Source organism: Enterococcus sp. DIV2385 (assembly GCF_051711925.1).
Lineage (GTDB): Bacteria > Bacillota > Bacilli > Lactobacillales > Enterococcaceae > Enterococcus > Enterococcus faecalis.
Genome location: NZ_JBIONV010000001.1, coordinates 26,166 through 39,007, shown reverse-complemented (window position 1 = coordinate 39,007; position 12,842 = coordinate 26,166). Strand labels below are relative to the sequence as shown.

Genomic DNA, 12,842 nt, shown 5'->3' with positions numbered 1-12,842 from the left:
TTATCCTTGTGGATAAACCGAGATAAAAAGCTTTTTTGTGGTTTTCAACAGAGTTATGCACAAAGTTATCCACAGGGTGTTTTCAGCAATTTTTCGGAGAATATTCGTTGTTTTAATCTGGTGATTTAGCATTTGAATGTCAATCCCTTACTCCTAATTCTTCTTCACTCCACCCTTAGGATCCTAATAAAATTTTAAAGTTTTTCTTCTATTGGTACATCAAATAAAGAGTATGATAAACTATAGGTACTTTCGAAAAATCAGGTGAGGTTATTTATGAAAAATAAAAGTAGGCAGTTTTTAAAAAACAACTGGCCTTATATGTTAGCCAGTTTCTTCATTCCATTTTTAATTATGGCAATTATCTATTTGAGTATTGGGATTTATCCAGGAAGTAGTCGCAGTGTTTTAGCCAGCGATGCCTTTTCTCAATTTTCAAATTTTCACGCAAGCTTTAACAATGTTCTTCATGGAAAACAAAGTCTTTTCTATACGTGGAATGCTTCTTTGGGACTAAACTACTTGTCCTTAATTTCCTATTATCTTGGTGGCTTATTTACGCCGCTCGTCTTTTTCTTTAACAATCAAAACATGCCTGATGCGCTCTATTTCCTAACGTTGTTGAAAATTGGGAGTGCTGGCTTGAGTTTTTGGTTCTTGGCAAAACAAACCTTTAAGATTCCTAAATGGTCCCATGTGACTTTAAGTGTGTCTTATGCGCTAATGTCCTTCATTGTGGCCCATTCAGAATTAATTATGTGGCTGGATGCCTTTATTTATCTGCCACTCGTAATTTTAGGAATTCATCGTTTAATGGACCAACGAAAACCGACATTATTGTTTGTCAGTTATTTCTTGCTTTTCATTACAAATTATTATTTTGGCTTTATGATTGGGTTGTTTTCCTTCCTGTACTATTTTGCACGAACGTTTACAGACTGGCAACGATATAAATCTCGAATCGTTGCGTATTTTACTACTTCTCTTTTAGCTGGTGGAGCATCCATGATTATGGTCTTACCTGCTGTCTTAGATTTACGAACCAATGGTGAAACTCTTTCTGAAATTACAACCTTTAAAACAGAAGCGACTGCCTTTTTAGATATTATTATGAAAAATATGATTGGCGTTTACGATACAACCAAATATGGGTCCATTCCTTTTATTTACATTGGGTTGTTGCCTTTGATTTTTTGTCTCTTCTATTTCGTTACGAAAGAAATTCCATTGAAAAACAAACTACTTTTTGGCAGTTTGTTTTTCCTATTGATTGCTAGCTTTTACATCACGCCCTTAAATTTATTCTGGCACGGTATGCATGCGCCGAACATGTTTCTTTTCCGCTATAGTTTCCTCTTTTCATTCTTAGTGATTTTGCTTGCAGGTTATGGTTGGGAGAAATTTGAAAAGGATGATCTCGGCGTCTTAAGCGGCTTGATTTTGATTCTTTTAGCAATTTTTGCTCTTGCAATGGGCACAAAAGGTGCTACTAGTTATACGTATGTGACTTTAACCTCTTTCGTATTAACGGCAACTTTTTTACTATTATACTTTTTCGGAATTGCTTTTTATCAATTGAAAAAAGCGCCTATGCAATACTTAGTGATTTTACTATTGCTGCTCGTTTCTGGTGAAGCAATCATTAATACACGGGCGATGGTCACTGGTATTTTAGATGATTGGAACTACGCATCACGCAGCTTGTATTCTGAGCCTTATCCTGACTTAAAAAATCTAGTCGATCAAACAAAAAAAGAAAATGATACCTTTTACCGCTTGGAAAATTTAAATGGTGTTTCGGCCAATGACGGCATTAACTATGGCTACAGTGGCATTAGCATGTTTTCTTCCGTACGGAACCGACATTCTTCAACATACCTAAACGCCTTAGGTTTCCGCTCGCGAGGCACGAATTTAAATATTCGTTACCAAAATAATACCTTGTTAATGGATGCTTTGATGGGCATTAAATACAATATTGCTGAAAACAATCCAATGAAATTCGGCTTTGAGCGACAAGCAGCTGCTGGTAAATATCAGCTTTATCGTAACGAAAATGCTTTGCCGTTAGGATTTTTAGCAGACAAAGAGATTTACAATGTTCGGCAACCTCTAAATGATAATTTAGGTAGTCAAACAAATTTACTAAATGCTTTAGCCAATACCAATGAACGGTATTTTACCTTTTATCAACCAACGATGACGCTTCAAAATAACGTGACAATTACGCAAAATACAGCTGGCGTAACTTTTACGGAGAAACAACATAACGTAGCCAAAGAGATTTCTTATACAGTCAATGTGCCCGCCAATACGCAAGCTTATTTAAGTTTATTCCCAACGGATTTTGCTCAATTGGAAAGTTCCACTGCGACGGTCACCGTGAATGGCTCGAGTCAGCAATCACAAATTGGCATTACTGGCCAATATTATAATTTAGGCTACTATCCAAAAGATACAACTGTTAACTTCAAAGTAAGTTTTTATGGAACCAAAGCAGTAAGTTTTGTTCAGCCGCAAGTAGTTGGCTTAAATACCAATGCATTTGAAAAAGCCATTTCCGCTGTGCAAGAAAAAGGCGTTGATTTAACCACTGGCAAACGCTCTGCTTCAGGTACCTTTACCGCCGACAAAGATCAAGTACTCGTCACTACAATTCCTTATGACAAAGGTTGGCGTGTCAAAATTGATGGCAAAAAAGTTACCCCAAAAGCCTTTAAAGATGCCTTTCTAAGCGTTCCTGTCAGCGCTGGAACCCATACTATTCAGTTCTCTTATTTACCAGAAGGATTGATTCCTGGCATCGTGTTATTCGTTCTATGTACTGGTGGTTTCGTTGCCTACGTAACCTTGATTCCTGCTAGACGAAACCGTAAAAAAGAAGACAAATAAAAAATCTTTCACAAAAAACTAAGGGTTATTATTAAAATGACTCTTTATCAATAAGGTCTGATGAGTTGTGAAAAACAAAATCTGAGACAGAATGGGATTCATTCTGTCTCAGATTTTTTTGTTATAAATGATTTAGGCAGTTAAAATAGATATTCGTTTATTCTATGAAATATCTATGCTTCCTCAACCTTTTAATTTCAAATTGCTAATTTTATCCAACAAGACAAACATTAATTTGATTTTTTTATGTAATTCCTATGATTTCCATTTAAACTACTAATGACACTATATTAAATAAAAGCAACCATAATTTACCAAAAAACAACAATTTAGTTGCTTTTACATCTTTGGTATTACTGTAAAATAGCAATAAAAAGATTATCACTTCAATAGAAGAAGTACTAATTGATAATGGTAATCTATCAATTGTTACTATTTCAGATATAAAAAGAACAAGAAGATTAACTACGCTTACTGACAATAGCAGACTTATAAATATATCTTGATTATAATTTTTTTTAAACCCAAAAATAAGTAAAACAATTTTCAAAATTATGAACGTAACAAAAAAGATACACAAATTAGCGATTATAACAATAACTATCATAAAAAAATTAAATTCTCCGTTTGAAATATTTAATAGTTTTGACGACTCTTCAATCATTTTTAATAGCTTATTATCTTTTTCTGTAAGAGTAAAAAATAAAAAAATATTTGAAACAAGGTACGGTATAAAAAATGCAAGTATCGACCAGTTCCACTTCTTCGTATTCAATTGGCTCACCTACCTCATCTAAGTTTATAGCAAAATAGTTATATTCTGATTCGTTATGTAAAACTAAAATAATTAAATGCACCTACTGCTTCCAATCGCATTCCTAGTGAGGCATTTTCTACCAAAATGGCTAATTATTTATAATCATTGTAAAACATCTTGATTAATTCTAATTTTGATTTAGTTAACCCTAGTCCATGAATTTGAATAAAACAGCTCGACATTTTTACATTACAGGCCATTCTGATAGTGTTCTAAACAATATTCAATTACATACTTAGCCAAATTATTCACTTGAATACTTAACTTCTGGTCTTATAAAATTATGTTCTTTCTGTTTATCGGCCTTACTAATCTCAAAATTTTACGTTAAATATCGACATAACGAGATTCCATATTAAAAGATAAACAACTGTCATTCTAATTAAATTCTAATAATACGCAAACTTAATGTCAACCATTCTTTAATAAAAAAATATATTCTTTGATTAATAATTTGTGATAAATAAAAAAGTTAGACCAAAGTCTAACTTTTTTATTTATATTAGAGTTAAATTTCAGTCATTGCTTCTTCCACAAGCGAAACACTTTGATGTCTCCCTTTCGTAATCAACAAGGAAAGTTGCACAAAAGCAAAGAGTACACTGGTCCGCTTAGGATAAGCAAAATAACGTGGTTGCCAACTAGTGACATATTGTTCTTTGCGCTTGCGTGTATCTTGAAACGCATAAATTTGATAACTATACTTGTAAAAAATATTAACAAAGCGTTCTTTTAAGAAAGAGTACTTGCTCTCCCCTACGTTAGCCAACGGCGCCATCCCAATATCAATTAATTGATAGCCCTGCTGTTGATAGGTTTCAATAAAATGAGTGAACAAATATTCTCTAGTAAAAGTAGGTGCTTCTGAACGAATACGTAACAAATCATACGAAATACTTTTGCCTTTTTCCATTTCTTTTCCCGTAATGAAACCGATGACCGTTTGTTTCTGTCTCACCAAGCCCACACTACTGCATTTCAAGTACTCCGGATCCAACCGTCCACCAATAAAGTAGCGCTCTTTTTGATTCCGTGACCAGTCCGCAGAAACTCGTTCTAACTCTTGATATAAGGCATCACTAATCGTTTCGGGATAAAATTCAAACTGAAAATCCGCTGCTTCTGCTGCTATTTTTTCAGTCACTGTTTCCGTCCAGGCTGTTTGATTCACTGTTGACGGCTCATCAAATTGAATCAAGCCTTCTTCCCCAACTTTCATAAATTCAAAGCCGCAATCGTGAAGATTCATAACATATTCTTCCGAAATACGATAAAAAACTAATTGATAGCCTAACAAATCAGCTTGATCCATAAACGCCAGTGTCGCCGCTGTCCATTTCTCTCGTTGCCCAATTGGATCCGCCAAGACAAAGCATTTATTAAACTTCATTTGAAACCCAAAAAGTACTTGATCTTCGCCTTCTTCTTGGTAATAAAAATGACCATAATCCTTTAAATACAAAAATTGACTGCCTTCGTTGCCACCAAATTTTTCCAAAAAGCGTGTCAACCGCGCTTCCTCAAACCCCTCACCTAAAGTAACAGTTGTTTCGGCTAAATATTGATACAAAAAGAATAAACCAATCAAGGAAATACTTAATCCAATCAATCCGTTAAACCAAACATCATCTGACGGAAACAACAAAAAGTGATTGATAACTTGATTGCCACCAGCTGGTCGTGCGGCGTAATAGCCAGCAACCGCATAACCGATAAACAAGCAGCCAAACAAAATACTATCTACCGTTAAAGCGCCCCATGAATAAACAAACTTTTCACGATAAAATTCTTTACGAGCCAAAATAACCGCCAATAAAATAACAGCATAAACAGCAATCAACTGCCACGAAGTCGTTCGTGCCACCGTATTTACAATACAAAATCCTAGTAAAATAATTGTAGGCCAATAAGCTTTTTTCACTTTCATAGAAATGCCTCGAGCTAAACCTAATAACAAGAATCCTACAAATAAATTCAATGTTTGATCTAAAAAATTAAAAGAAAAGGGAAGTAACACTTGGAATAAACGACTGACATTCGACAAATTCGTCACAGTCGACAATAGAACCATCATAATTCCTGCAAAATATAACGCCGCCACCAAAATAAAATGCGCCACTTTTTGTGAAAATAACCGAGGTAAATTATCAAAAAATTGATTGACTTTCATGCCTGCTTGTTGCAAGAACAAAATAACTCCTGTCATAAAAGGCGTCACATAATAAAACAAACGATAATACAACAACCAGACGACCGCTTGTGATCGATCAATCCCTAATTGTGACAAGCCCAAAATCATTAAGACATCAAACGTTCCCATACCACCAGGAACCATGGTCAACATCCCGATTAACGTAGCGATAACAAACATTGGGTAAACAGAAACCATCGAAACTGGCACCTGCATCAAGCGACCTATCATCAAGAAAGCAAACATCCCACCTAGCCATTGACCTAATGAAGCGCCGAATAATAGGAGCACTGCTTTTGGAAAAAATGTTTTAAACAATGTTCGCCGTTTTAAATACGTGAAAAACCAGAGCGCTGGCGCAATCAGGCTGCCCAATAATAACCAAACCCAATATTCACGAAAAACATTTTGGGTTCGAATAAAAAATAAATCAACAAACGCCACAAAAGATAAAATAGATAACCCTGAAATCAAGAACAGAGCAACTTTTGAGACCGTTGCTACAACCTTGCCCCGCGGTACATCTTTTCCGTAAAAATTAATCCGTAGCGTTGCCCCAACCACGCCGCCAAAACCCGCTAAGTTATTAATGGTATTGGTGACCCAAGCCGAAGTTAACCAATCCATTCGTTTCATTGGTGGCTTACCTTCTTTTTCCAATAATTTAACGACTACATAGTCATAAAGGAGCATCGGAATAACCCCTAATAGTCCTGCCAAGACCATACCAATTAAACGCCCCGTACTTTGTTGTTCCATCGTGGAAAAAATATCCGCCCAGGTCATGCCTTGAGCGATATGTGTCACTTGGTTAGCCACGAAAACTAATACAGAACCAAGAAAAATTAGTTTCAATAATAAACTGTGTTCTTTCAACCACTGCGTTAGTTGGCTAATATTTTTTTTCATCTTATAGCCTCTTTCATATCTCTTTTCTATTCATTTAACTTTCGTTTTATCGATTTTCTTCCATGGTAGCCTATTTGCTGAAAATTTTCCAGCACGGCTAGACATTTTGGCTGAATCGTATTGTTTTATTGAAAAAAAGAGTGAGAAAAAAATCTAAGACGATTTTTTCTCACTCTTTTAACTGTATTTTTTACGCCACTACTTCTGCGACAATCTCAATCTCCACCAACACATCCATCGGTAATTTAGAGATTTCAATCGTTGTGCGTGCAGGATATTCCGCACTAAAATACTCAGCATAGACTTCATTGAATGCCGTGAAATCCGCCATATTTTGTAAATAGCATGTCGTTTTGACTACATGAGCAAAATCACTACCAGCTTCTGTTAAAATCCCTTGAATATTTTTCAGTACTTGATTGGTTTGTTCTTTAATCGTTGTCCCAACCACCTTGCCTGTTTCAGGATCCAGTGGAATCTGACCAGAAGTAATCAATAAACCATTCACAATTTTTGCTTGTGAATATGGCCCAATTGCTTGTGGTGCTTGCTTTGTTTTAATTGTTTTCATTTCTTTTCCCCCAGTAAATGACAAGTTGTTACTTTTTGTTATTTTATTTGTTTCTATTTTTCCATTGTACTGCAACCAATTTCGGAATGCTATCTTTTCTCAATTATTCCCAAGTGCTGATGCTGTGCCATCCTTTTGTAAAACAGCTTCAAAACCTTGGCGCATCCTTTCAAGTCCCTCGTGTAGTTTTGCTTGCGAACAGCCAATATTTAACCGTAAAAATCGTTGTCCATTACCGCCATAAATCGAGCCGTCCATAATGGCGACTTTCCCCACAGAAACTAAAGCCTCTTGTAAGCGGGCCACATCTGGAACTGCCGCTGATACGTCCAACCACATTAAGTAAGTGGCTTCCAGCTCCGTCACTTTAATTTTTGGCAAATATGTCTGTAAAAAATCTTTCACGTAACGTTGGTTCTCCGCTAAATAATCATTCAACTCGTCAACCCAAGTACCACATTTTTGATAGGCCGTCATGGTTGCTAACATTCCCAAAATACTTGTTGATGATAAACCATCGGCGTTTTTTAATTTGAGCTGAAAAGCGTCACGCAATTCGTTATCTGGAATTAAGGTGTAAGCAAAAATCAGCCCTGGAAAATTAAAGGTTTTCGTGCCACTGGTAATAATGGCAGATTTTTTATAACCAAATTGCGTAATTGGTCGATGAACATGGCCTTTATTAACGATATCCATATGAATTTCATCAGAAAGTAAAAACACATCATACTGTTGGCACAATGAAACCATTCGCTCTAATTCCCATTGCTCCCAAACACGTCCTGTTGGATTATGCGGGGAACATAAAAGCAAACAGCGATTTTCTGGTTGCGCTAGTTTTTTTTCTAAATCAATAAAATCAATACTGTAGCGCTTCTCTTGATAAAGCAGTTCATTCGCCACTACTTGCCGCTTATTTTCCTGAATAACTTTAAAAAATGCATCATAGGCAGGTGTTTGTAAAATAATGCCCTCCCCTTCGTTAGTTAATAATTGAATCAAAGCAGAAATCCCGTAGATAACGGTCGGGGTATACATAATCCAGTGTTCTTCAATCTTCGTCTGGAATCTTGTCTGGTACCACGTTTGAATTGCTTCTTTTAATTGCGGATGATTCCACCTCGTATAGCCAAATACTGGATGTTTCAAACGCTCCTGTAATGTTGCCATAACTGCCTCTGGCACAGCAAAATCCGTATCGGAAATAGTGAAGGGAAGCAAATCCGCTTCCCCAAATCGGTCTTCTACAAAATCCCACTGTGTACAATACGTTCCTCGTCGATCAATTGCTTTATCAAACGACACACTCTTCACCTTCTGTCTTTTTTCTAACCTAAAATCATCTCTAATTGATTACGGACCGTTGTCACTTTGGTTCCGATAATCACTTGTACATTCTGCGCATCTAAATGCACGACACCTAAAGCCCCTAATTGCTTTAATTTGTCATCATCTACTTTATTAGCATCTGCTAACACTAAACGTAAACGCGTAATGCAATTATCAATAGCTTGAATATTCTCTTGCCCACCCAAAGCCGCTAAAATCCCAGGCGCATCATAGCCACCCGTTTTCTTATATTGAACTTCTTGATCGGTATATTCAGTCTCATCTAAGACCTTGTCTCGTCCAGGTGTTTTTAAATCAAAGGTTACAATGACTGTTTTAAAGACGAAATAATAAACAACAAACCAGATAGCGCCGACAATGAGAACCCACCACCATTTTGTATAAGTTCCTTGTAACAAGCCAAAAATAACAAAGTCCAGTAGCCCGCCATCAGTGTTCCCAATCACAACACCCAATAAAGCCATTACCATGAAACCTAGACCAGTCATAATGACATGAAACAGCCATAATAATGGACTAATAAATAAAAATAAAAATTCAATTGGTTCTGTAATGCCAGTGATAGCCGTAGCAATTACACCCGAAAGGAGTAAGCCTTTAATCTTATGTCGATTCGCCGGAGCTGCAGTATGATACATCGCAAGTGCCGCCGCTGGTAAGCCAAAAATAAAGGTCGGCATTTTCCCTTGTGACAAGAAAGCTGTTGCGCTTGGTGAAATCGGTAAATTATTTTGCAATTCTGCATAGAAAATATTTAACGCACCAAACACTTCTTTGCCAGCCACCACCGCTGAACCACCTGCTTCAGTAAAACGAATCATGGAAACCAAAATATGATGCAACCCAAACGGTAACAGTAGACGTTCCCCTGAACCAAACAGAAAAGGCCCAAAAATACCAGAACGTTGGATAAGTTGGCCAATCGCCATAATCATTAGCGCGAAAAGTGGCCAAACTAACGGAATTACTAAGCCCACGAAGGCCATCACTAATGAAGTAATAATTGGTACAAACCGTGCGCCAGAAAAAAAGGCAAAACTATCTGGTAGTTGCACCGTATAAAATCGATTATGCAACTTATAGACAATAAGCCCAGCGATAATTCCACCAAGAACGCCCATTTCAATCGTTTGAATCCCAAAAACCATTCCTTGGCCGGCTTCCCGCAACTGCTCAGGATCCACGAGGCGATTCGTCTGCACTAAATAGAAATTAATCGCTAAATTCATCACCGTATAGCCTACGAAACCTGAAAACGCAGCAATTCCTTTTTCTTTCCGAACTAACCCCAACGGAATGGCCATTGCAAACATGACAGGTAAATAGGCAAACGCAAAACCACCAATTGTCGACATAAATTGGAAAATAATTTTCACTGCGGGCTTTCCTAAAAACGGGACCGTTTCAATCATTGATTCACTGGAAAAAGAACTTCCTAATCCCAACAAAATCCCCATAAAAGCTAATAAAGCCACTGGCAACATAAACGTTTTGCCTAATCCTTGGAAAAACTCCCAGAAAGTCGCTTTCTTTTTCTTTACTGCCATTTCTTAACTCCTCCATTCATTCTTTACAAAGCTAAAAATGATTGCGTTTACATTCATTACCCTCATTATAACTAGCCCAAAACAAAGAAAAAAGAGGCTACACTCTTTCTGTATCCCCTTACATCATTTAGTATGGTGTTGCATAAAATTACCGCGGTTGCTTTGCCTCTGCGTACATTAATAAAACCGTATCGAACAAACAAATGACAGCAATTCTTGAACTTAAATCCACGCGCTGATGATAACGTGTCGTCCCTTTGGCAAATAACGTCGTCGTCGACAATTTTTCCAAGGTGCTTCCTTTAGTCGAAATCAAACTAATCATCGGCACTTGCTGTTCCTGCGCTACACGTGCATACGCTAAAATCCCTTTAGTTTCTCCTGTATAACTGACAAAAATGGCTAAATCCTGTCCATCCAGATTCTTAACTGCTGCCGCTTGTTCATCCCAATCAGATCGTGCATAGGCTTTTTTTCCTAAAAATGTTAGCTTTCGTGCAAAATCAGTACAAATAGGAAAACTGCCACCAACACCGAACACTTCAATCGTATTCGCACGCTCAATCATTTTAAGCATTTCCGCGACTTTGGCTTCATCCATTTGTTGAAAACTGTCTTGCACATTGGCGATCAACTGTTGCGTAATAGCTTGAAAACTACGACTATCGCTTTCTGTGCTCTCGCTCTGCACCGATTGGACGATCGCGTATTTTAATTCTTGGAAGCCTCGATAACCTAAGTGTTTTGCTGTTCGAGAAATAGTGGCTGTTGAGACAAACAACGCCTGCGCCACCTCATAAATGGTTTGTGAACTAATTTCCGTCATATGCGTCAAAATATAATCCAGTACTTGATTTTCAATTTTACTTAAATGATTTCGTTTCTTTTCTAACAAAGCGATTAATCCCTCAGTCGACATCCAATCCCTCACTTTAAATCCTTTTTTATAATTATACACCAGAATATTCTGATTATTTCAATAAGAAAGTCCAAAATAACCAACAGCGGCTCCATCATTCGCCAGAGAAAAAAATCAGCCTTCCGATGGAGGTGCTTGTTGCGCTTTCTTGCTATACTCTGTATATAGAAAACAGGAAAAATTTGGAGGTAGTACGTATGAATAATCAACGACCAATGTTTATAAATATTCTTTTAGTGGTCCTTTTATTTTTAGTTGTCGGTTCACTCTTTAGTGCCGTTGTCGGTATCGTGGGAAGCTTATTGTGGCTAGCAGTAAAAATTTTAGTTCCCGTAGCGATTATCGTGTGGCTTGTTCGAACAATTTCGGGAAATAATGGCAACTGCCGCCGTCGTTATTAAAAAAAAAACAGGTTTTCCTTTTCGGAAAACCTGTTTTTTTACTTCTTTTATCTAAAAGCATATACAATATTACTAATACCAAACATCATAAAGTAGAAGCCAACTAAGAAGCTTAGAGTTAATGCTGAAGACAATGGATTAAATAATAACATTACACCTAAGATAATCCCTAAAACGTCAACAATTAATGTGAACCAGAAGTAACCTGTGCTTACTCGTTTAGCAAAATCTAAAGTAAATAAGCCGAAAATTGAGTCGAATAAAAACCAAATTGCAAAAACAAATGGTAACACAGCGACACCAATATTTAAGTTAAACAATAAGTAAACACCAATTAGGATATCAATAATCCCTAAGATGATTGGTGCATAAGCTTTGTAGCCTAGCAATTCTTTCATACGATTACGTACAAAAATTTCGAAAATCCCTTTAATAATAGCAAAAATCGCAAAAACCATCACAATGGCAATTAAATTACCGGCAGGATTTTGGAAAGAAATTAATGCAGTCAGAACAAATAGAATTCCTAATACTAATGAACCCCAGTCCATTCCATGATGTTGTCGTTGTTCCATGACACTCACTCCTCTATAAAATAATTTATTACACTTATTATGTTACTACTATTTTACAAGGTGTCAAATATTTTCATCGTGCTTTCTGAAAACCATTTCAATGATAACTCCATTAAAAACAACGTATCACTTGATTGTCTCTTTTTTGGTGCAAAATTGTGCCTTTTTTGTATAAATAAGTCCCTCGTTTTCCCACAAAAAAACCGCTACTTTTTCATCTAGTTTATAAAAAAGTAACAGTTATAAATTATTTTTTCTTTTTCCCAATCGAGAGAATCCCTCTTTTTATGACATCAAAGAAACTCAAAGATTGGACCATATGATCTGGGTCAACATATTCACGAATAGCTCGTAACACTCGCTTCGGCTCTTTTGAAGCAAACGTATACGTCCCATTTTTCTTGGTTTGAATCGCATAACGAGGAATCCATTTTCCTTTGAACATTACTGAAGCCAACACGTAATCGACTTCTTCCCACGGAATTTGGATAAACTTACGTGGATCTTTGGCATGGTAAAATTCAAACCCGCGGTCACCTATCATAATTTGTCCATAATCTGTTAATCCTGTAAATGCCGTCGCATCTATAACTAAATCAACTTTTGTGTTTAATGATTGTACCATGTTATCTGCTCCATTTCATTCGACTAATTCCTCTTTATTATACGT

Annotated in this window: 9 protein-coding genes; 2 read left to right on the top strand and 7 right to left on the bottom strand. The window is 36.6% G+C overall.

All coding sequences use genetic code 11. From position 1 onward, the window contains the following. The first annotated feature begins 276 nt into the window (after positions 1–276). Complete coding sequence (locus IGM04_RS00145; protein ID WP_086317560.1) at positions 277–2,892, top strand: YfhO family protein; 2,616 nt, start codon at positions 277–279, stop codon at positions 2,890–2,892. Positions 2,893–4,217: 1,325 nt separating this feature from the next. Here IGM04_RS00145 and mprF read toward each other — a convergent pair. The 5 genes from mprF to IGM04_RS00120 all read right to left on the bottom strand — a co-directional run bounded on the left by mprF (position 4,218) and on the right by IGM04_RS00120 (position 11,196). Further along, a complete protein-coding gene (mprF, locus tag IGM04_RS00140) occupies positions 4,218–6,809 on the bottom strand; it encodes a bifunctional lysylphosphatidylglycerol flippase/synthetase MprF (RefSeq protein ID WP_016633036.1) in 2,592 nt (863 codons plus the stop codon). A gap of 190 nt (positions 6,810–6,999) precedes the next feature. Then, a complete protein-coding gene (locus tag IGM04_RS00135; RefSeq protein WP_086317559.1) occupies positions 7,000–7,380 on the bottom strand; it encodes a RidA family protein in 381 nt (126 codons plus the stop codon). A 99-nt stretch (positions 7,381–7,479) separates the two neighbouring features. Beyond that, positions 7,480–8,694 (bottom strand): MalY/PatB family protein, encoded by a 1,215-nt coding sequence (locus IGM04_RS00130; RefSeq protein ID WP_086317558.1) that lies wholly within the window; start codon positions 8,692–8,694, stop codon positions 7,480–7,482. Positions 8,695–8,708: 14 nt separating this feature from the next. Then, positions 8,709–10,277 (bottom strand): maltose/glucose-specific PTS transporter subunit IIBC, encoded by a 1,569-nt coding sequence (gene malX, locus IGM04_RS00125; protein WP_002361463.1) that lies wholly within the window; start codon positions 10,275–10,277, stop codon positions 8,709–8,711. Between the two features lie 148 nt (positions 10,278–10,425). After that, positions 10,426–11,196 (bottom strand): MurR/RpiR family transcriptional regulator, encoded by a 771-nt coding sequence (locus tag IGM04_RS00120; RefSeq protein WP_002387434.1) that lies wholly within the window; start codon positions 11,194–11,196, stop codon positions 10,426–10,428. A 197-nt stretch (positions 11,197–11,393) separates the two neighbouring features. Between IGM04_RS00120 and IGM04_RS00115 the strand changes: the two genes are divergently transcribed. After that, positions 11,394–11,597, top strand: a complete 204-nt coding sequence (locus IGM04_RS00115) for a hypothetical protein (protein WP_002381332.1) — start codon at positions 11,394–11,396, stop codon at positions 11,595–11,597. A gap of 47 nt (positions 11,598–11,644) precedes the next feature. Here IGM04_RS00115 and IGM04_RS00110 read toward each other — a convergent pair whose 3' ends face one another. Both IGM04_RS00110 and IGM04_RS00105 read right to left on the bottom strand, forming a co-directional pair. Beyond that, positions 11,645–12,172 carry an HdeD family acid-resistance protein gene (locus IGM04_RS00110; protein ID WP_002356034.1) on the bottom strand — a complete coding sequence of 176 codons (528 nt, stop codon included), beginning with the start codon at positions 12,170–12,172 and terminating at the stop codon, positions 11,645–11,647. Positions 12,173–12,419: 247 nt separating this feature from the next. Further along, positions 12,420–12,797, bottom strand: a complete 378-nt coding sequence (locus IGM04_RS00105; protein WP_002356033.1) for a DUF956 family protein — start codon at positions 12,795–12,797, stop codon at positions 12,420–12,422. Between the last annotated feature and the right edge of the window lie 45 nt (positions 12,798–12,842).